Source organism: Actinopolyspora sp. BKK2 (genome assembly GCF_011291845.1).
Classification (GTDB): domain Bacteria; phylum Actinomycetota; class Actinomycetes; order Mycobacteriales; family Pseudonocardiaceae; genus Actinopolyspora; species Actinopolyspora saharensis.
The window spans coordinates 222092-240991 of sequence record NZ_JAANTE010000002.1 but is presented as its reverse complement, the minus strand read 5'-3'; the positions used below and the strand labels follow the sequence as shown (position 1 = coordinate 240991).

The 18900-nt window shown below is 66.9% G+C and carries 22 protein-coding genes, 1 tRNA gene and 1 pseudogene; 19 read left to right on the top strand and 5 right to left on the bottom strand.

The genetic code is table 11. From position 1 onward, the window contains the following. Nucleotides 1–99: 99 nt before the first annotated feature. Nucleotides 100–651, top strand: a complete 552-nt coding sequence (locus G9Q41_RS04915; protein WP_142074787.1) for an HD domain-containing protein — start codon at nucleotides 100–102, stop codon at nucleotides 649–651. Here G9Q41_RS04915 and G9Q41_RS04910 read toward each other — a convergent pair. The 3 genes from G9Q41_RS04910 to G9Q41_RS04900 form a co-directional block, all read right to left on the bottom strand. Continuing rightward, entirely contained in the window at nucleotides 644–1114 is a 471-nt protein-coding gene (locus tag G9Q41_RS04910; RefSeq protein ID WP_165631964.1) for an NUDIX domain-containing protein, read from the bottom strand. The two genes, G9Q41_RS04915 and G9Q41_RS04910, sit on opposite strands and share 8 nt — an antisense overlap. Before the next feature lie 12 nt (nucleotides 1115–1126). Further along, nucleotides 1127–1870, bottom strand: coding sequence for a helix-turn-helix domain-containing protein (locus G9Q41_RS04905; protein ID WP_165631965.1), 744 nt, complete (start codon nucleotides 1868–1870; stop codon nucleotides 1127–1129). A 141-nt stretch (nucleotides 1871–2011) separates the two neighbouring features. Beyond that, entirely contained in the window at nucleotides 2012–2350 is a 339-nt protein-coding gene (locus G9Q41_RS04900) for a GntR family transcriptional regulator (RefSeq protein ID WP_092527902.1), read from the bottom strand. Nucleotides 2351–2473: 123 nt separating this feature from the next. Here G9Q41_RS04900 and G9Q41_RS04895 point away from each other — a divergent pair, with 123 nt between their 5' ends. The 13 genes and pseudogenes from G9Q41_RS04895 to G9Q41_RS04840 all read left to right on the top strand — a co-directional run bounded on the left by G9Q41_RS04895 (nucleotide 2474) and on the right by G9Q41_RS04840 (nucleotide 10678). After that, on the top strand, nucleotides 2474–2824 hold the full coding sequence (locus G9Q41_RS04895) for a hypothetical protein (RefSeq protein WP_165631966.1): 351 nt from the start codon (nucleotides 2474–2476) through the stop codon (nucleotides 2822–2824). A 614-nt stretch (nucleotides 2825–3438) separates the two neighbouring features. Next, entirely contained in the window at nucleotides 3439–3642 is a 204-nt protein-coding gene (locus G9Q41_RS04890; RefSeq protein ID WP_165631967.1) for a hypothetical protein, read from the top strand. A 70-nt stretch (nucleotides 3643–3712) separates the two neighbouring features. After that, nucleotides 3713–3904, top strand: a complete 192-nt coding sequence (locus G9Q41_RS04885) for a hypothetical protein (protein ID WP_165631968.1) — start codon at nucleotides 3713–3715, stop codon at nucleotides 3902–3904. Between the two features lie 72 nt (nucleotides 3905–3976). After that, nucleotides 3977–4183: a hypothetical protein gene (locus G9Q41_RS04880; RefSeq protein WP_165631969.1), complete on the top strand. Its 207-nt coding sequence runs from the start codon at nucleotides 3977–3979 to the stop codon at nucleotides 4181–4183. Further along, entirely contained in the window at nucleotides 4183–4368 is a 186-nt protein-coding gene (locus G9Q41_RS04875) for a hypothetical protein (protein WP_165631970.1), read from the top strand. The genes G9Q41_RS04880 and G9Q41_RS04875 overlap by 1 nt, the downstream gene beginning before the upstream one ends. A gap of 80 nt (nucleotides 4369–4448) precedes the next feature. Further along, nucleotides 4449–5933: an FtsK/SpoIIIE domain-containing protein gene (locus tag G9Q41_RS22595; RefSeq protein ID WP_165631971.1), complete on the top strand. Its 1485-nt coding sequence runs from the start codon at nucleotides 4449–4451 to the stop codon at nucleotides 5931–5933. 86 nt (nucleotides 5934–6019) lie between these two features. After that, nucleotides 6020–6580 carry a GGDEF domain-containing protein gene (locus tag G9Q41_RS04865; RefSeq protein ID WP_165631972.1) on the top strand — a complete coding sequence of 187 codons (561 nt, stop codon included), beginning with the start codon at nucleotides 6020–6022 and terminating at the stop codon, nucleotides 6578–6580. Further along, nucleotides 6577–6762, top strand: coding sequence for a hypothetical protein (locus G9Q41_RS04860; protein ID WP_165631973.1), 186 nt, complete (start codon nucleotides 6577–6579; stop codon nucleotides 6760–6762). The genes G9Q41_RS04865 and G9Q41_RS04860 overlap by 4 nt, the downstream gene beginning before the upstream one ends. Before the next feature lie 11 nt (nucleotides 6763–6773). Continuing rightward, nucleotides 6774–7736 carry a hypothetical protein gene (locus tag G9Q41_RS04855; protein ID WP_207630570.1) on the top strand — a complete coding sequence of 321 codons (963 nt, stop codon included), beginning with the start codon at nucleotides 6774–6776 and terminating at the stop codon, nucleotides 7734–7736. Between the two features lie 91 nt (nucleotides 7737–7827). Continuing rightward, nucleotides 7828–9342 (top strand): replication initiator, encoded by a 1515-nt coding sequence (locus tag G9Q41_RS04850; protein ID WP_207630571.1) that lies wholly within the window; start codon nucleotides 7828–7830, stop codon nucleotides 9340–9342. Between the two features lie 2 nt (nucleotides 9343–9344). After that, nucleotides 9345–9524, top strand: coding sequence for a helix-turn-helix domain-containing protein (locus G9Q41_RS04845; RefSeq protein ID WP_092525590.1), 180 nt, complete (start codon nucleotides 9345–9347; stop codon nucleotides 9522–9524). Continuing rightward, nucleotides 9524–9910: pseudogene (locus tag G9Q41_RS22590) on the top strand (site-specific integrase); the annotation flags it as partial. The gene G9Q41_RS04845 and the pseudogene G9Q41_RS22590, both read left to right, overlap by 1 nt. Nucleotides 9911–9913: 3 nt before the next feature. Then, complete coding sequence (locus G9Q41_RS04840) at nucleotides 9914–10678, top strand: site-specific integrase (protein ID WP_242687133.1); 765 nt, start codon at nucleotides 9914–9916, stop codon at nucleotides 10676–10678. A gap of 70 nt (nucleotides 10679–10748) precedes the next feature. Here G9Q41_RS04840 and G9Q41_RS04835 read toward each other — a convergent pair. Continuing rightward, nucleotides 10749–10821: transfer RNA gene (locus G9Q41_RS04835), tRNA-Lys, on the bottom strand. 73 nt (nucleotides 10822–10894) lie between these two features. After that, complete coding sequence (locus G9Q41_RS04830) at nucleotides 10895–11851, bottom strand: EamA family transporter (protein ID WP_165631976.1); 957 nt, start codon at nucleotides 11849–11851, stop codon at nucleotides 10895–10897. Between the two features lie 163 nt (nucleotides 11852–12014). Between G9Q41_RS04830 and G9Q41_RS04825 the strand changes: the two genes are divergently transcribed. From G9Q41_RS04825 to G9Q41_RS22585, 5 genes are all read left to right on the top strand, one after another. Further along, a complete protein-coding gene (locus tag G9Q41_RS04825) occupies nucleotides 12015–12596 on the top strand; it encodes a superoxide dismutase family protein (RefSeq protein WP_165631977.1) in 582 nt (193 codons plus the stop codon). A gap of 127 nt (nucleotides 12597–12723) precedes the next feature. Beyond that, complete coding sequence (dusB, locus tag G9Q41_RS04820; protein ID WP_165631978.1) at nucleotides 12724–13863, top strand: tRNA dihydrouridine synthase DusB; 1140 nt, start codon at nucleotides 12724–12726, stop codon at nucleotides 13861–13863. After that, nucleotides 13860–14318 (top strand): hypothetical protein, encoded by a 459-nt coding sequence (locus tag G9Q41_RS04815; RefSeq protein WP_347567466.1) that lies wholly within the window; start codon nucleotides 13860–13862, stop codon nucleotides 14316–14318. Before dusB ends, G9Q41_RS04815 begins: the two co-directional genes overlap by 4 nt. A gap of 249 nt (nucleotides 14319–14567) precedes the next feature. Then, complete coding sequence (locus G9Q41_RS04810; protein WP_092525576.1) at nucleotides 14568–15428, top strand: GGDEF domain-containing protein; 861 nt, start codon at nucleotides 14568–14570, stop codon at nucleotides 15426–15428. Nucleotides 15429–15690: 262 nt separating this feature from the next. After that, nucleotides 15691–18888: an LCP family protein gene (locus G9Q41_RS22585; RefSeq protein WP_165631979.1), complete on the top strand. Its 3198-nt coding sequence runs from the start codon at nucleotides 15691–15693 to the stop codon at nucleotides 18886–18888. Nucleotides 18889–18900 lie beyond the last annotated feature (12 nt).

The window sequence follows — 18900 nt, the reverse complement described above, 5'->3', positions numbered from 1 at the left end:
AAAAGAAACTCTAAACACACGCACGCTGGGACTGGATCGATCGGTGGTCATCCACGATTTGCCCATCCGGGTGTCGGTTCTGATGGATAGGGTCGAGCTATGACGTTGTATGCGTGGGCGTTCGAGATCTCGCGGGACAAGTTGGCGGAGACTCTGCCGCGACGTTGGTCGCATGTTCAGGGCGTGGCCGAACGAGCTCGGGGACTTCGTCCGGTCTCCGGCGAGGATGCTGATCTGTTGGAGGCTGCTGCGGTCCTGCACGATGTGGGCTACGCCCCGGACTTGGCCACGACGGGTTTCCACCCGCTAGACGGGGCGGTCTTCCTCCGGGAAATCGGGGCTCCGGCTCGTCTGGTGCATCTGGTCGCGCACCACTCGTACGCGGTGCTGGAAGCCGAACTCCGCGGGCTGTCGGACGAACTCGCGGACTTCGTCGATGAAGGCGGCGTCCTTCGTGACGCGTTGTGGTACTGCGATTTGAACACCACTCCGGACGGCACGGAGGTGGATGCGCGGGACCGCATCGCCGAGATTCAACAGCGCTACGGCCCGGAGCATCTGGTCACCCGGTTCATCACCGATGGCTCACCGGAACTGCTCGCGGCCGTGGACCGCACGCGTACACGTCTGGAGTCCGCGGCGGTCAGCTGAGATATGGCCCGGAACGCTGCTGCAACGCGTGGTCGATGCGCATCCGCATGGTGGGGTGCATGGTCAGCGCGTCCAGCTCGTCGGATCGGATCCAGTGCACCCGGCGGCTCTCCCCGCTGGGTCGTAGTCGACCCTCCATCGGCCGGGCAGTGAACACGATCGAGAACTCCTGGCGGACCTCACCGTCGTCGTAGGCGATCACGTGCCGCGGGTCGGAGTAGATGCCGACGATGTCGGTGACCTCCACGGTCAGCCCGGTCTCCTCGGCGACCTCACGGACGGCGGCCTCGCGGGTGGTCTCACCAAGATCCTGCGCCCCGCCGGGCAGCGCCCACAGCCCGTTGTCGGTGCGCTCGATCAACAGCACACGGCCGGACTCGTCGCGGACCACCACGGCCACGGCCACCACCAGGCTGTTGGCGCTCGGGGCATTCGGATCGCCGTAGTAGTCCCGCTTGCTCATGGTGCCTGCCTCTCACGTCAACGCCGAAGCGCCGTCCCAGACGACGTCGAAACTGTCCGCGTAGGTGCTGAACAGGTCACCCGCGGAGAGACGGCGAACATGCATGGCCGGCGCGTGGGCGGCGAGTTTGCCGAACACGTGCGGGTTGACGATCATCTCGTCATCGAAGCGGTAGATCGAGTTGTACAGCACCGTCGCGTGCGTGCGGATCTCTATGCCCGGAGTGTCGGCCAGAGGTTTGAAGAAGGCCAACGCGTGGTCGATTTTGGCCGAGATCGTGTTCCGCCCGATTCCCTCGTCCAAGCTGCGTTGAATCACGGCGTCGCTGTCGCGGTCTCCGAACAGCAACCGGACCCGTGCTCCGTTGGCGGCCTTGTCCCTAAGCTGTTCCAACAGAGTCGGCTTCTCGGTCATGAACATGCCCACGTAGACCAGCATGTCCACATGGGACGTCGCCGCACCGAGCAACCGGTCCCACAGGTCGTCGGGTACCGCGTTGCGATGCGGGTACAGCTTGACCATCTCGGACTCACTGACCTGCTGCGCCTTGTCCTCCGAGACAGCACCGGGCCACAGGTAGCGTTCCATCTCCCCGAGTTTCGCGGCGATCGCGTGCCGTGTTCGCGCATGTGGCTTACGCCCGGTGGTGACCCACCGCTCGGCGGTTTTCGGATCCACCTGAAGTTGGTCGGCCAGTTCGGACGGGGTTATCCCCTGTTTGAGCAGGGCGTCTCGTAACCGTTCGTTCGGGGGCATCGCTGCCTTCCAAGTACGTCCGGGGACGTCACGATCATAGCCGAGACGTCCCAAAACGTCCTGTCATGCGGTGAATACGTCCCGTTGATCGCGGGAACCTGGAACCATGACAGCGCGATGGAACGACCTTCGGGAGCGGGCTTACCGCTGCTGCTCGAGAGCGTCCAGGCGGGCGGACAGGTCCGCGACAGTGGCGCGCAGTTCGGCGACGGCCGAAGCGAGGTCCTCACTCTTCTGTGCGGGTTCGGCAGGGACCGAGTTCACGAACGTGCCCACGGAGGGGGTTGTCGTGATCCAACCGTCTTCCTCCAGGGCGCTCAACGCCTTCTGCGCGGTCCCGAGTGCCACCTCGTACTTCTCGGCGACTCCGCGGTTGCTGGGAAGGCGGTCGCCAGGACTCAACGCACCTGAGCGGATCTCGCGCTTGATGGTCTCGGCGACACGCTGATACGCGGCAAGCCCTGGGGTTTCCTGCTCCATGGCAAACAGTCTAACCAAGGCGACCCACACCGACATAGCTCATTGGGGCACACCCCCTTGCAGACCAATATAGTCCGATGTATATTGGAATATGTCGGCAACGAACAACGGAGGTATTGAGCCATGCTGCGAAACATCCCGGTGCTTCTGGAGGGCTACAAGTTGCAGGTCTCCGAAGAGCCGACGATGAAGACCCGGTTGGATGAGCACGGCAACGAGGTGGTTGCTACCGATTATCACGGGGCCACGCAGTACGTGGTCAGTCTGTTCGCCAAGCCGCTGGACGAGAACGGCAAGGCTCGGGGCAAGGGCGAGGAGATCAAGGTGACTCTGGAGACCGAGCCCGAGGAGATCGAAGACGGTACGCGGGTGGAGTTGATCAACCCGCGGGTGTCGCACTGGCAGAACGATTTCGGCAATGGCACCACGTCGGGGCTGTCGTGGAAGGCCACCGGGATCAAGCCGGTCCGCTGATACGCCGATCCGGTTCACATTTCCCTGATTAGTTTTTCCGCCCGTTCGGGCATGGTTGTTTGAGAATTCCATAGTGGGGCCGAGCTGTGTCTTTTTCCTGGCGCTTTGGGCGCCGGGGAATGGTGTTGACTCCCGGCTGCGTGGTGTGGCCGGGGGTTTTCATGGTTCCCCGATGGAAAGGAGGTTCTGTGTCGTTGCGGTATTGCCCGGCGTGTCATTGCGACCGGTGGTTGTATGCGCACTCCGGCGACGGTTTTTGTGAATCGAGCACGGTGTGAGCGGTGTTGATTCGGGATTCTGATCGGGTTTCTGGGAACGGATGTCCGTCAGTTGAGTAGTGTGCCCGGCCAGATCCCCTGCGGCAGTTTTCTGGCCGGGCTCTCCCAACAGTAGGAGGGCTTCATGTTTATCACAGGTGATGACGAGGTTGAAGACCTGGCCAAGCAGGTCGGGGTGCTGCGTCGTGTTCGGGGTGGTTTGTCGTTCACGGCCACATGTGCGGGTGGTTGTGGCACCCCGTTGTCGGATTCGACGCAGATCATGTGCACCCGGTGTGCGCGGCAGTGATGATCACGGGAAAGGGGTGATGGTTCGTGGTCTCGGGGGAGTCTTCGGTGGTGCGGCATCGGGAGATCGTGGCGGAGCTGCTCGAGCGGGCGCGTGCGGTGCAGGCGGATGTGGAGCGGTTGAGTCGCCTGCTGGGGCGGGGTCGTCCGGAGGTGGCGACGTGGTTGCCGTTTGCGGCCTCTGATCAGGAGGCGGTCATTGACCGGTTGGAGGGTGTGCTTGACGAGCTGGATGGAAAGGACGCGCGGTGATGCTTGGTTGTCACGGTGCGGGCTGTGTGGGGCCGACTCGGTTCGGGAAGAAGTTCTACGAGGGGCGAATATGGACAGTGCGGAAGAGGAATTCATCGCAAGTGTGAATGCGGCGTGGTATCGCTACGTGCGTCGGGTTCATGCGGAAGACAACGAGCAGCGTGATCTTGTTCGGGCGGATGTGCGGTTGAGTCCGCGGGTGGCGGACGTGGTGGCGAGTTTCGCCGAGTACGACTGGCGCATCAAGCACGGGTGCAACTGAGAAGGAGGGTGACCAGTGGCAACGGTTCCGGTGGGCCGTGGGGTGCCGAAAATCAAGATGAACACTCCGGCGGTGAACAGGCTGCATCTGATCGGCAAGCTCATGGATGATCTGCACGGGCAGCTCAACCAGGTGTATTCACTGGAAGAGGAGTTCTCCGAAAAGCGCCAGTTCAACGAAACTGTGGACATGGTGAGCAAGGCCCAGGACTCGATCAAACGCGTGCGGGACGCGATCGGTAAAAAGGGCGGGCAGTCGGTAGCGAAGGGATACAAGTGATGGGGCTGCGCGGCAGTGATGATATCCACAAGATGGCGAAGAAGGTGGATGCCTCGATGGCCACGTTGAATCAGGCGTTGCGTAAGTTCGGCGTCCCGAAGGGGATCGGTAATTCGTTGACGACCTTGAAAACTCGCACCGGTAATGTGATCTCGCAGTTGGAAATGAGCCAACGACGGCAGTAACGCGAATACGGAACGGGGCACTCGGTCTTCTCGACAAGGCTGGGTGCCCCTTTTTTGTGTCTGGAAAGGGGTGTGTGGCGGTGCGGGAGACGCGCGTCAACGCTGGGGATACGGAGCGGACTCCGGCTCGGGTGGCGATCGGGTTCCTCCTGCGCCACCCCCGGTCGGTGGGGTCGCTGGCCGCGGTCGGGATCACCGGCTGCTACATCGGGTTTCACACGATGCTGATCGGCGCCGGGGTCGCCGTGGTGGCCGGTGCCTCGTGGGCGGTGCTGGACCGGCCCACCTTCGACCGATTCGCCGGGCGGTTGCTGCGGGCCTGGTGGCGCCGGTGGGCGGTGTATCGGCGTAAGTGGGCCGATGTGGCCTTCCGCTGCGGGCTGGCTAGCTCCAACCGGCACGGGCAGAGCCTGGTGCCGACACTGCTGGCGGTGCGCTCAACGTGGTGTTGGGACTCGGTGCGGGTGCGCATCCTCGACGGGCAAGCCGCCGAAGACTTCGAGCAAGTCCTGGACCGCCTGGCGAATGCCTACAACGCCCGGCGGGCCACGCTGCGCACGCTGAAACCGAACATGATCAGCTTGGATTTCCAGCGACGGGAACCGTTCGACACGCTGATGGTGCCGTTGCCGGAGATGCCCCGTGAGGAGTCCGCGGTGAATCTCGAACGGCTGCCGCTGGGCCGAGACGAATACGGGCGTGACTTCGCGCTGGATCTGGTGGGCGGGATTCACTACCTCATCGCCGGGGCCACCGGCGCGGGCAAAGGCTCGTGGATGTGGGGACTGCTGCGGGCGCTGGCTCCGTGGATCCGCTCCGGGCTGGTGCGGCTGTGGGTGATCGATCCCAAGGGGGGTATGGAGTTCGGCCAAGGCGCGGAGCTGTTCCACCGGTTCGCCACCGACGATCAATCCGGCCTTGACGTCACTCGCGAGTACGTCGACGCCCTGGACGAGCGTAAAGAGGCCATGGGGCGGGCCGGGCTGCGTAACTGGACTCCCTCGGCCGAGCACCCGTTGGACCTGCTGATCGTGGACGAGCTGGCCGCCATGACCGAATACACCGACCGCGACATCAGCCGCGAGTTCGTCAAGCTGTTGTCCAAGGCACTGACCCAGTTCCGCGCGCTCGGCGGGCGCGTGGTCGGTGCGACTCAGGAACCCACCAAAGAGGTGATCCCCATGCGGGGGCTCTTTCCCACCACGGTCGCCCTGCGGCTGGAAGAGGCCTCGTACGTGGACATGGCCCTCGGGGAAGGCGTGCGCGACCGGGGCGCCTTCGCCGATCAGATCCCCGAGTACATGCCCGGCGTGGCCTACCTCAAACAAGACGGCAAACGAGAGCCCCTGCGGGTGCGGGCGGCCTACACCACCGACGACGACATCACCGAACTAGTCCGCTTCGCCACCAGCGAAGACGCCACCGTCCTCGACTTCCCCACCGATACGGGCTCCGGCACCGACTCCGCGGACGCCGCCGACACGGAACAGACCGAGACTGGCTCGCTCGATGTCGAATACATCGAGGATGACGGCGACGACGATGAGGACTTCGACGTCGCCTGACCCGCTCGAACACGCAAACGGCCCCGCTCCTACCTCCGGCAAGAGTTCCAGGAGCGGGGCCTACCTCACTCATGGAGGCAGGTTTCATGTTGGCAGAACTCGCCCTGGGCGCAACCACCCTGTCCACCTCCGGGCTCGGACTCTGGGCCCACCGGCTGTGGCATCGGCTGCACACCGACCCGCTGACCGGGCTGGCCAACCGCGCCCGGATGCACCGGGCCTTCCACCGGGCCCGGCGACTGCGCCGCTCGAACAGCCCGCTCGGGGTGCTGTTGATCGACGTGGACCGGTTCAAACACGTCAACGACACCCACGGGCATCGCACCGGGGATGCGGTCCTGCGCACGATCGCGACCGAGTTACAGGCGGCCACCGGACCGGGAGAGTTACCGGTGCGGCTGCACGGCGACGAACTGGCCGTGCTGCTAACCCGCCCCGATGCCGGCCACGTTGCCGAGACCCGCGCGGCCGAGATTCACCGCACCGTCCGCGGTACTCGGGTGATCGACGGGCACCCGATCGAACTGTCCTTATCGGTCGGAGCGGCCACCACTTGCCCGAACTCCGGCGAGTTATCCGACCTGCTCGCGCTGGCCGATCAGCGCATGTATCAGACCAAACCGTCCCGAAAGGCGGTCACACGATGATCCTGTTTCACCTCTCCGGCCGCGGACTGCTCGGCCTGCTGGCCACCACCTTGCTCGTGCTCGGCGTGCTGGCGCTGCTGTGGGCCCTGGCCGGGCCCGCCTGGTCGATCGGGCTCGGGCTGGTCCTGGTCCTGCTCATCCGGGGCGTGCTCGCCCTGCTCACCCCCAGCAACAGTGAATAAGGAGGCCGGTCGTGTCCAAGCCCGCTGTTGATTCCCAGACTGGGCGTACGCGTCGGGTCAGTGATCTGGAACGGCGCATCGCCGAATCCCGACACCTGCGCAGCCTGGTCCGGGACCCGGATCTGGTGGCGGTACGGATGGATACCTCACGCAAGCGCACCCTGGCCGGGCTGTGGACGTTCCTCGCGTTGGGGCTGGTGTTCACCACCACCGGGGTGCAGCAATTCCTTGCCGGAGACCGGGTGATCTCCGACCCGATGTGGTGGGCCGCCTGGTGCGTGGAACCCATGTTCGCCGGGCTGTTGATCGTGCTGCTCAACTTCGAGGCCGTGATCCTCTCCCACGGGATCACACCGGATCATGCCTGGTGGACGAGGCTGAAACACACGCTGTTGGCCTCCACACTGGCCATGAACGTCATTCCACAGTTGGCCCCGCTGACCGGAGACGGGGCCTTCAACCTGGGCTCGCTGGCCGTCCACGCCATCATCCCGATCATCGTCTACGGCCTGGCCGAAGTCATCCCGGTGATCCAAGCCCGAGCACGGCAGGTCATCCACCACAGCTACGACACCACCGACCACCACACCCCTACAGAACCCGAACCGTCTCCGGAGGGAACCGAGCCCTCGCCGGTGCCGGACTCGGACACTCCCGAACCCTCCGAGACCGCTCCGGAGGAGTCCGCGGAGTCGGCAGCGGTCGAATTGGCCGATAAAACCTCGGGGTCTGAGCCGTCAGAGTCGGACTCGGAACCGGGGCCGGCGCGATTGGCTCCGGTGCGGCCTTCGTCGGTGCGGCTGCCCGAGTCCGTGTTGAACACGCTCACCACAGCACGCGAGGAGGCCTACTCCTCGGGGCGTTCGCTGAGTGCGACCGATATTCAGCGGCTGACCAAACTGCCCGAGAGAACCTCCGCTCAGCTGGCCGAGGAACTCGCGGTGCCCGACACCAACGGGCACGCGATGTCCTGATCCCGTACTCGTCTCTGATCACTGCTCGGCGGAAACCCCGCGGTCTTCGTGCCCTGGGGTTTCCGCCTTTTTCATGTTGGGAGGTGGCTGCATGGTTCTTCCCGTCTCCCCGGAAGTGGACCGGCTGACCCGCCGGATGCGCTCGCCGGACTTCGAGGACTGGAAACGCAAAGTCAAGTCGGTGGCCGGCTGCACTCGCCCGGTGCACCTGTCCGGCCGCTGGGCCATTCAGGACGCCCACAGCGGGGCGGAATTGGCCACGCGCTCGGGCCAGGTCATGACCCCCTGCGGCAACCGCCGTGAATCGGTCTGCCCGGCCTGCTCGGACCGCTACGCCGCCGACGCGTTCCACCTGCTGCGCGCGGGCCTGTCGGGTGGCTCCAAAGGTGTTCCCGACACCGTGGCCGAGGCTCCGCGGGTGTTCGTCACCCTGACCGCGCCCTCCTTCGGCGCGGTGCACAACCGGCGGGTGAGCCCGACAACGGGCAAGACCATGCCGTGTGCCTGCGGCTCGTTTCACCACGAGCACGACCCGGCCCGCGGGCAACCGATCGATCCGGACTCCTACGACTACCTCGGGCATGTGCTCTGGCAAGCCCACGTCGGCCCGCTCTGGAACCGGTTCACCACCTATCTCCGCCGGCATCTGGCCCGGGCCGCCGGGATCGGCTCCCGCGAGATCGGCCACCACGCTCGCGTGTCGTATGCCAAAGTCGCCGAGTACCAACGCCGCGGCGTGATCCACCTGCACGCGGTGCTCCGCCTCGACGGGCCAGACGGTCCCACCGACCCGCCCCCGGGCTGGGCCACCACCGCACTCCTCACCGATGCCGTGCGCTCGGCAGCGCGGGCCGTGTCGGTCACCGCCCCCGAAGTCGACGGGCAGCGGCGCGTACTCACCTGGGGCGAGCAACTCGACGTGCGCCCCATCCGCGCGGCCAACGCCTCCCAGCTCGAAAACGAGCGGGGTGAGATCACCGAGGATCGGCTGTCGTCCTACGTGGCCAAATACGCCACCAAAGGCACCTCCACCGCCGAAGCCGTGGACAAGCCGATCCGCTCGCAAGGGCATCTGGACCTGCTGGCCATCAACCCGCACCACCGGCGCATCATCCAAACCGCCTGGGACCTCGGCGCCCCAGTGGCCTGCCCGGACTGCCACCCGAACCACCCGCACACCGGGGACGGCTGCCCCCGCCACTCCAGGACCGGTAGCTGCCCGACCTGCCACGGCGGCGGCCAGGTGTCCCGCACCACCCGCGAGCACTACCTACGTCCCGACACGGCCCCCGAGGTGGACCCACTCGACGCGCTCAAACTCCGCCGGTGGGCCCACATGCTCGGCTTCCGCGGGCACTTCCTGTCCAAGTCCAAGCACTACTCGACCACGTTCCAGCGCATCCGGGCCGACCGGCGCGACTACCGGCACCACCAGGCCCTCGACGAACTCGGCGTGACCGACGACCAGATCACCGTGATCAACCACTGGGACATGGTCTCCGTCGGCCACGACTCGCCGGAGGAAACCGAACTGGCCGAAGCCATCGCCCACCGGATCCGGCTGGACCGCCAGCAACGCTACGAACACGAGAAACGGAGGAACTAACCATGCGCAACCTCTGGGGCCCCTCCGACGTGGCCGACTACCTCGGCATCCCCGTGCAAACCCTCTACCAATGGCGCAGTCGCGGGGCCGGCCCACCCGGACGCCGCGTCGGCAAACACCTGCGTTTCAAACCCGACGACGTCGAAACCTGGTTCGACCAACAACCCGCGGAGGTGAACTGATGCCACGCCCACCACTGCCGATCGGCTCGCACGGGAAGATCCGGGTATACCCCTCGGGAGCGATGTGGCGGGCCCTGACGAAATTTCGTGACTTCGATGGGATCACACGTTCCGTCGAACGGGTCGGGAAGACGAAAGCAGCTGCTCAACGCGAGCTGAAGCAAGCTTTGACGGAACGCACTTCGCAGGTGGCCGACGTCGTAAGTCCGTCCACACGGTTTCGTGAAGTCGCCGAGCAGTGGTTCAACTCGGTGCAGGCGGCCGCCGCGCAGGGAACACGTTCTCCGACGACAGTGGACGTGTACCGGAGCCAACTGGATCGCCACGTTCTCCCCGCATTGGGGGAGCTGCGGGTTCAAGAGGTCACGGTTCCGCGGGTGGATTCGTTCTTGTCCACGCTCCGAAACCAGAGCGGAACGGCTACTGCGAAGACGAGTCGTACCGTCGTTTCCGGTGTTCTCGGCCTGGCCGTGCGGCACGGGGCGATCTCGACCAATCCGATACGGGAAACGGCGAGGATCGAAGAGGGCCCCAAGTCTGCTCCGCGCGCGTTGACGGCGGCCGAGCGGGCACGGTTCCTCGACCAACTCGAATCGGACGAAGCGGCAAGTGGCAGGGACATTCCCGATCTCGTTCGCTTCATGCTGGCCACGGGAGTACGGATCGGGGAGGCTCTGGCCGTGTGTTGGCCCGAGGTGGACTGTGACAGCGGCTTGGTCGCGGTGAACTTCACGGTGGTCCGGGTCAAGGGCAAGGGACTGGTCAGGAAGTCGACCAAGTCCAGCTCCGGGGAACGGACCTTGCCGCTGCCCTCCTGGGCAGTGGAGATGCTTCGACAGCGCAAAGCTGAGCGAGGCACTTCCGGCGAGCCCGTTTTCCCGGACAGCTTGGGCGGCTTACGTGACCCCTCGAACACTCGTCGGGACCTTCGGAAAGCACGTGGTTCCGAGGAGTTCGGCTGGGTAACCTCGCACGTGTTCCGCAAGACCGCGGCCACGATCCTGGACGAGGCGGGCTTGTCGGCGCGAGTGGTCGCTGATCAGCTCGGTCACTCGCGGCCCTCGCTGACACAGGACGTGTACATGGGCCGTAAGGCGGTCACCGAGGATGCGGCCACGGCGCTGGAAACGGTCTTCGATAGAAAGTCAGAGTAGTTTTGTGTGGGTAAAGTGTGGCTGTGATCTTGGAGAGATCACCCTGCAACCCTCTGACCAGGTATTTCGGTGGGCCGCCAGGGACTCGAACCCTGAACCCGTGGATTAAAAGTCCACTGCTCTGCCCGTTGAGCTAACGGCCCGCGTGTTACAGCCTACAACCCGACTCCGATCTTGTGCATCGCCGGGCGGGACGTCGCCCGCCCGGCGATCCCCTCAATCTCGCACGACCACCGGCTCGGTCCCGACGGCCTTGCTGGTGCCGCTGCGCTCGTTCCAGCCCAACGCGCTGATCATCGCAACGATCAGCGCGAAGCCGATCCACTGCGTGACGGTGAGCGTCTCGCCCAGCACCCCCACCCCGACCACGGCGGCCGTGGCGGGGAAGGACAGCTCGGCCACGGTGGCCCGCGCCGCGGCGGTGGTGCGCATCCCGAGGTAGTACAGGCTCAGCGCCAGCAGTCCCGGGATCAGGGCGAGCAGCAACAGCCCACCGATGTTCCCCCACCCGACGGCCAGGGCGTCACCGATGTTCGACGGCCCCCGCACCGGGGAACCGTCCCGGAAGAAGACCACCAGCGCGGCGGTGGGCAGACCGACCGAGTACCGCAGGGTCGTGACTTCCATGGCGCTGAGCTCCCGGCTGAGCATCCGCCCGAACACGGTCCCCGCCGCCCAGAGGATCGCCGCCCCCAGCGCCAGCAACGCGGGCATCATGCGCGAAACGCTGACCTGGAGCGGGTCCGGGAAGGCCAGCATCCAGGCTCCCAACACCGCGGGCACCGCGAAGAACGGATATCCGCCGCCCATGCGCTCCCGCAGCAGCAGGAACGAGGCCAGCCCGGCGAAGACGGGCTGCAGCTTCTGCAGCACAACCGGGGTCACCGGGTCGCCGTAGGTGAACGCGGCCGTGAACAGCAGGGTGGCCAGCGCGGACGTCCCCGCTCCCACCACCAGCACGCCGAGACGTTCCCGCAGGTCGCAGTCCCGGAAAGCTCGCCAGGCGCGCGGCAGCAGCGGCACGAGCAGCAGGGTCACGATCAGGTGCTCGCACAGCACCACCGTCGTCGTCGGCAGGCTGGTGGCCAGCGGCATCCGCCACAGCGCGTCGGTCCCCCACATGGCGGTGGCGATCGCGACCAGCCACGTTCGGTCACGTCCCGAATCGGTCATCCGATCAACCTAGCGCGCCGCCCCCGGCGCACGCCGCCGCACGACCACGGGATCCTGCTCACAGTCCTCGCTCCGGAGCGGTCGAGCACCGGGACACGCCGACCCCACCCGTTCCGGTGAAAGTCCAGCACCGCGCGGAACCTCTCGGGTACGAATTGGACATATGCGACGCATCTCGACACTGAGCGCCCTGGTGCTCGCCGTGCTGACCGCGGCCGCTCCGACCGCGGCCGCTGCCCAACCGGCGGAAAAGACCGACCTGCCCGCTTCCGCGCACTCGTACGGCTCCTTCGACCACTACGAGAGCGGAACCACCGCGGTCACCTACGACCCCTCCGCGGTGCCCGTCGGGGCCACCGCCGGATTCCTCTCCCGCGAGCTCCCCGGTGAGCACACCGGGGTCACGGCCGCCCTGCGGGGGCTGCGTCCGGACCGGGACTACGGTGCGCACGTGCACACCGAACCCTGCGGGAGGACGGGGTCCGCCGCCGGACCGCACTTCCAGCAGGAGGAGGCCCCCGAAGGTGTTTCCGGCGATCCCGCCTACGCGAACCCGCACAACGAGGTGTGGCTGGACTTCCACACCGACGAGGCGGGCAACGCGGTCACCGCGTCCTTCGGCGACTGGAACCTGGAGCGGGCAGGCAAGGCCTCGATGGTGATCCACGAGCACCACACCCGCACCGCCCCCGGGGAGGCCGGTGAGGCCGGGGACAGGCTGGGCTGCCTGACCGTCGAGTTCTGATCCGCGCCCCCGGCGAGGCGGCCCGCGAATTCCGGGCGGCGGGTCGAGCACGCGCACGGGTGGAACACGGCACCGGCACTCCGGTGCCCGGTGCCGACACCGCTCGAAGGTCCTCGATAATGGAGGTATGTCGCTCGCACCCGCCACCGCACCGCTGCGGATCGGCCCGTACGAGGTCGACCCGCCAGTGGTGCTCGCCCCGATGGCCGGGATCACCAACGTCGCCTTCCGCAGGCTGTGCCGCGAATACGGCGCAGGCCTCTACGTCTGCGAGATGATCACCTCGCGCGCGTTGGTGGAACGGCACCCGACCACGCTGCAGATGGTTTCCTTCGACGCGGACGAGTCACCGCGGTCCATGCAGCTGTACGGCGTCGACCCGGCGACCATGTACGACGCGGTCCGCATGGTCGTCGACGAGAACCTCGCCGACCACGTCGACATGAACTTCGGCTGCCCCGTCCCGAAGGTCACTCGCAAGGGCGGCGGCTCGGCGCTGCCCTACAAGCGCAGGCTTTTCGGCCGGATAGTGCAGGCGGCCGTGCGCGCGGCCGAACCGGCAGGCATCCCGGTCACGGTCAAGTTCCGAGTCGGCATCGACGACGAGCACGTCACTCATCTGGACGCGGGCCGCATCGCCGAGGACACGGGAGCGGCCGCAGTGGCGCTGCACGGACGCACCGCCGCGCAGCGCTACTCCGGCACGGCGGACTGGGACCAGATCGCCCGGCTGAAGGAAACCGTGCGCAGCATCCCCGTGCTCGGCAACGGGGACATCTTCAGCGCCGACGACGCGCTGAAGATGATGTCTTCCACCGGTTGTGACGGCGTGGTCGTCGGAAGGGGCTGCCTGGGGCGCCCCTGGCTCTTCCGGGATCTGCAGGCCGCCTTCGCCGGGGAGCCCGTACCGGAGGGCCCCAGCCTCGGGGAGGTCTCACGCGTGCTGCGCAGGCACGCGGAGCTGCTGACCGAGCACATGGGCGAGGACAAGGGCGTGCGCGACCTGCGCAAGCACATGGCCCAGTACCTGCGCGGGTTCCCCGTCGGACCCGAGCTCAGGAAGCGGTTCGGCCTGGTCTCCACCCTGGCCGAACTGGACGACCTGCTGGCCGGTCTGGACCCGGACGTCCCGTTCCCGGCCGAGGCCGAGGGCCCGCGGGGCAGGCAGGGCTCGGCGGGCAAGGTGGTGTTGCCGGAAGGTTGGCTGGACGACCCGGAGGACTCCTCCGTTCCGGAGGGCGCGGAACTGGACCACAACGGGGGGTGAGCATCCCCGCGCTCGGACGTTGGAGTGCCCGCTGGCTGTTGCTGCTCGGCATGCCGATCTGCCTGCTCTCGGGTGGTTCGGCTCCTCCGGAGGAGGGGGCCTTCCCCACTGATCCGCGGAACGCGGTCAACGACTACTTCGCGGCCAACAACGCGGCGGCGCGCCACGGCCCGGACGCCCAGCGGGCGTTCCTCCGGCGCACCCAGCACCCGGATTTCCGGGAGAACACCTGCTCGCTGGCGGGGCGAACCGTCACCATCGACCCGGCGCCCCGCACTCTCCGCCGGGACCCCGGCTTCACGGTGCGCGGCCTGCGCCCCTCGGGAAGCGTCTGGGTGGTCGCGGTGGAGGTCACCGTCCGCCGCTCCGGTGAGGTCGTCGGCAGGCAGATCGGCTCGAAGCACCTGGTCTCGCTGGACGGGAGGATCTACGGGTTCGCCCCGTGCCCGACCTGACTCCACCCCACCGCGCGGAGCAGGCACGTCCCCCCAACCGGTGAAAACGCAGCGAATTCGAAATCGAACGCTGCGTAATCGCGCGCAAGCCTGTTCAATGAGCGGCACGCGGGGTTCGGTCGGCCGTGCACTTCCCTCCCGCTCGCGCTCGGGACGAGTACGCCGGTTGAGCGAATTCACGCGCAGCTGAGCGCAACCGGCTCAAGCCGAGCACACCGTTCGACGAAACCAGGATGGGAGGTGAGTGCGATGTCCGGACTTCGCGATGGCATTGCCAGGTCGGGCACCTGGCAGGACGAGGCCGCTCGGGCACGCCTGCACGACCTTCCGTGTACCGAACATTCGACGGGCAGGCACTACGCCACCGACCCGACCACGGCGGTCGGCCTCGCCCAGCTGCACGAGGCCATAGCCGAGCTGCTCGCTACGCGTGAAAGGTGGCAACAGGCGTACCGGCACTTGCGCGCTGCCCTGGACCTGCGGGACAGCGAGCTGACTCCGCGCGTTCCCGAGCAGCTGCGTCACGAGGTGAACTGGCTGCGCAGGGAGCACGCCAGAGCGCGGGAGCAGAGCCTGCGCGACACGCTGACCAGCAGCTACAACCGTCGTTACCTGGATGAACGCCTCAGAAGGCTGACCGAGGAGACCATCGGGGGGATCGGCATAGCTCTGGTGGACCTGGACTGGTTCAAGCAGATCAACGACACCCACGGTCACGTGCTCGGCGACCGCGTGCTCCAGAACGTGGTGGAGTTACTGCAGGAAGAACTTCCCTCACGGGGATTCTGCGCCAGATACGGAGGCGAGGAATTCGTACTGGTACTGCCCGAAGTGGACGTGGGCACCGCTGTCGCCGTGTGCGAACGCGCACGCGCCCGAATCGAGAGTTTTCCGTGGATGCGAATGGCCAGCGGGCTGCGCATAACGGTCAGCATCGGATTGAGTTACGACACCGGGCACACCAGCGCACCGACCCCGACGACCACGGAGCAAAAAATACTCGGCGCCGATGTGTTGCTGTACGCGGCCAAACAATCCGGGCGCAATAAGGTGGCATACCGCACCGACGGGGAAGTGCAATTGACCGGAACGGACGAACATTCCGAATAGTCACCGGAATACTACCGAGCGCGGCCGCGCTCCGGTGTGGACACAACGTCCACCACTCCCCCACACGGGGGAGCACAGCTTGTGATTTGCCCGACAGCACCCCGCGCTGCAGTGCACATATTGTGAAGAATCCGGTGCCACTGTCGTCAGTCCGAACGATCGGCCGTAGCATCTTGGCCGAGTATGGCGATACAGCATCGGGGGTGGGGATCGCCAAACATCGGGATGAACGCCAATGGCTGTAAGGTGGGAGGGAACACGGGTGCCGGAAAAACCCCGCGAAGGCAGTTCGGGGCACCAGAGTTCCCACTCGGAGTGGGCTTCCTCCGCCGCGGAGGAGGCAGGGAACGAAACCGGCGAGCGGTCCAAGTCACGTAGGCGCAGGCGCGCACTGGGGGACGACGGCACCGGGGGAACGCGAGTCGGGGACCTGCTGTCCAAGCACGGCAAACGTCAGACGCAGTCCACCGGGTCACACCGCAGGATCGAGGAGAACGAGCAGGACGCGTCTCAGGATCCACCGCAGTCACCTCAGCCCCCGGCCGAGGGCCGTCGAGCAGCCGAGCACGCCGAGCAGCCCGCTCCCCGGGCCGACGCGGCGGAGACCTCCGCCCGACAACCGGCCCCGGAGACACCGAACGCGCGCCCCGGGCGCTCCCGTCGCGCGCGGCGACGTGCCCGACACTCCTCCGAGCAGGAGGACGCAACACCTCCGCAGAACCAGCCGCAGAACCCGCCGCAGGGACCCCCGCAGAACCCACCGCGGAGTTCGGCGCAGAGTCCACCTCAGGGTCCCCCTTCCGGGCAGTGGCGGGCTCCGACGGGTGAGGAGCAGCAGCCCCCCGCTCCGGGGCCGCAGGCGTCCGCCCCGCCCAACGAGGCCGACGACACCACGCAGATCCCGCCGTTCCGGGGAGCGCCGCGGAGGCCGAACGGCCCGCGCAACCGCCCCAACGAACAGCGCCCCAACGAACAGCGCCCCAACGAGCAGCGCCCCAACGAACAGCGCTCCGCGTCCGAAGGACGACCGCGCTCCTCCGCCTCCGGGGCAGCTGCTCCGGAGGAGGCGCCCACGGGTGTGAATCCCGCCCCCGGGGCCGGGGCTCCACCTGCCTTCACACCACCCGCTCCGGCTGCGCCGCAGCAGCAGTTCCCCTCGACCGGGGGACCGCAGCACCAGGAGAGCGGACAGCTCGGCGAACCAGCCGACGAGGACGCCACGCTCCAGCACCCGCCCGTGCGGGAACCGCAGTCACCCGATGCGCGGCAGGTGCCCGGCCCCGGAACGCCTCCCGGCGGTCCCGCTGCTTCCGGAGCTCCCCCCGCGGCGGGGCAGGCAGCTCCCGGATCGGTCCCCCCGGCACCGCCCCCACCCGCGAATCCCGGGCGGGCAGCGGTCGGTCCACGACCGGGCGGCCAGGTTCCCGCTGCTCCGAACCAGCACCCCCCGCACGCGAACGCCTCCGCCCCCGAGGTGGCTCCGGAGGAGGCGCCCACTCGGTACGAGCCTCTTCCCTCCGCCCCCGGAACGGGTGAGGACACCCGGGCGGACCCCGCGGGTCGGCAGGACTCCTCCGGAGAGGACCTCCTCTCCGGGAACGAGTCCTCGGCAGCGCATCCGACCGCTCAGGCGCCGGAGCACCGCGGTTTCGAACCGGACTCCGACGCGGAGGACTCCGACGAGGACGCGGGGGAGGACGAGAGCGATTCCGTCGACGACGAGGACGACGCGAACGCGGACAGCGCCGCTGACGACATCGACGCCACCCTGGCCAGGTTCTCCGCCGTCCACGACGAGATAGCCGCGGAGGAGGCCAAGCGGCGCAAGCGCTTCGCGTGGTTATTCGGCAATCGCAAGGAGCCCGAACCCGGCCAGGACATGCCGTTCGACTTCTCCGACGACCGCGGAGGCAGCGCGTCCCGCGTGGAGTGGCGCAGGGACAAACGGCGCCAGCGCCTTCAGCGGCTGGGCAAGTCGCTCGCGCTCGCCGCAGCCGTGCTCGTGTTCGTGAGCACGGGAATCGGCTGGGGGAGCATGACCTGGTGGGACTCCAAGTTCAAGGAGGTCTCCGCGCTCAGTCGGAACTCGGACTCGATCCAGAACCCCGAGATGCAGGAAGGCGATCTGAACTTCCTGCTCATCGGGTCCGACACCAGGGAAGGGGCCCAGGCCGAGGACAACGTCGGCACCAGCAAGGGGGTCGCGGGAGCGCGCTCGGACACCACCATGATCGCCCACATCCCGGCCGACCGCAGTCGCGTGGTGATCGTGTCCATCCCCCGGGACCTGGAAATCGATATCCCGGCCGACACCTGCGAGTCCTGGAACCCCCAAACCGGCGAGTACTCCGACGAGGCGGTTCCGGCCAGGAACAACGTCAAGTTCAACGTGGCCTACGCCAGCGGTGGTCCGCAGTGCGTGACCGAGAAGGTGCAGTCCCTCTCCGGGCTGAAGATCACGAACTTCCTCGGGATCAACTTCCAGGGGTTCAAGTCGATGGTCAACGCGGTGGACGGTGTGCGGATCTGCTCCAACAAACCGATGGTCGACCGCGAGCTCGGCACGGTGCTCGAGACCGCGGGCTGGCACAAGCTCCGGGGCGAGCGGGCCCTGCAGTACGTGCGGGCGCGCAAGGTCGTGGGGGACCAGACGTCCGACTACGGCCGGATGGAGCGTCAGCAGATGTTCCTGTCCGCGCTGCTGCGCAAGATGACCTCGAGCGACGTGCTGCTGAACATGAACAAGCTGGGTGACCTGGCCAACGCGGTCATCGCCAACACCTTCGGCGAGAACGTCAACAGCAACAAGCTCATCGCGCTCGGCAAGTCCCTGGAAGGGTTGGATCCCGAGAAGGTCACCTTCGTGACCATCCCGACCACGGGGGAGAACAACGAGCGCGGCAACGAGGAGCTGCGCGAGTCGGCCACGAGCTCACTCTTCCGGGCCGTCATCGAGGACAAGCCCATAACTCCCTCCTCCGAGGAGTCGGGGCAGCAGCGGAGCCAGGGGGGCTCCTCCGCCACGTCCAACTCCTCCATGGGCGGTACGCAGCGCGAGCCCGCGCAGACCACCCCGAGTCAGGCCTCCACCGGCCCCAGCCCCTCCGAAACGAGCGTGGCGGTGTTCAACGCCACCGAGCGCAGCGGGCTGGCGGGCAACACCGCCCAGAAGTTGCGGGAGTACGACTACTCGGTCGACGAGATCGGTGATCTGGACTCCCCCAGCGACCGGACCGTCATCAGGTACTCGGAGGGCGACAAGCAGCGGGCCCAGCTGCTCGCCTCGTCCGTGCCCGCCGCGGAGTTGATGAAGGACGCCTCCGCCGGTGACACCATCAGGTTGGAGCTCGGCAGCGACTACGAGAACCGAATCCTGCAGCCCGACACCGGAAAGGTGGAGGTCCCGGAGGGACTGTCGACCGTCAACGCGGGCAAGGACGTCTGCGGCGGGGTGAACTGAAACCACCACCCC

Bases quoted from the DNA above. Each gene is read 5' to 3' on its own strand.
- G9Q41_RS04830 (WP_165631976.1), bottom strand. From the start codon at position 11,851: ATGACCGATTCGGGACGTGACCGAACGTGGCTGGTCGCGATCGCCACC.
- G9Q41_RS04850 (WP_207630571.1), top strand. From the start codon at position 7,828: ATGGTTCTTCCCGTCTCCCCGGAAGTGGACCGGCTGACCCGCCGGATG.
- G9Q41_RS04905 (WP_165631965.1), bottom strand. From the start codon at position 1,870: ATGCCCCCGAACGAACGGTTACGAGACGCCCTGCTCAAACAGGGGATA.
- G9Q41_RS04895 (WP_165631966.1), top strand. From the start codon at position 2,474: ATGCTGCGAAACATCCCGGTGCTTCTGGAGGGCTACAAGTTGCAGGTC.
- G9Q41_RS04810 (WP_092525576.1), top strand. From the start codon at position 14,568: ATGTCCGGACTTCGCGATGGCATTGCCAGGTCGGGCACCTGGCAGGAC.
- G9Q41_RS04885 (WP_165631968.1), top strand. From the start codon at position 3,713: ATGGACAGTGCGGAAGAGGAATTCATCGCAAGTGTGAATGCGGCGTGG.
- G9Q41_RS04865 (WP_165631972.1), top strand. From the start codon at position 6,020: ATGTTGGCAGAACTCGCCCTGGGCGCAACCACCCTGTCCACCTCCGGG.
- G9Q41_RS04845 (WP_092525590.1), top strand. From the start codon at position 9,345: ATGCGCAACCTCTGGGGCCCCTCCGACGTGGCCGACTACCTCGGCATC.
- G9Q41_RS04900 (WP_092527902.1), bottom strand. From the start codon at position 2,350: ATGGAGCAGGAAACCCCAGGGCTTGCCGCGTATCAGCGTGTCGCCGAG.
- G9Q41_RS04825 (WP_165631977.1), top strand. From the start codon at position 12,015: ATGCGACGCATCTCGACACTGAGCGCCCTGGTGCTCGCCGTGCTGACC.
- G9Q41_RS04875 (WP_165631970.1), top strand. From the start codon at position 4,183: ATGGGGCTGCGCGGCAGTGATGATATCCACAAGATGGCGAAGAAGGTG.
- dusB (WP_165631978.1), top strand. From the start codon at position 12,724: ATGTCGCTCGCACCCGCCACCGCACCGCTGCGGATCGGCCCGTACGAG.
- G9Q41_RS04860 (WP_165631973.1), top strand. From the start codon at position 6,577: ATGATCCTGTTTCACCTCTCCGGCCGCGGACTGCTCGGCCTGCTGGCC.
- G9Q41_RS04910 (WP_165631964.1), bottom strand. From the start codon at position 1,114: ATGAGCAAGCGGGACTACTACGGCGATCCGAATGCCCCGAGCGCCAAC.
- G9Q41_RS04915 (WP_142074787.1), top strand. From the start codon at position 100: ATGACGTTGTATGCGTGGGCGTTCGAGATCTCGCGGGACAAGTTGGCG.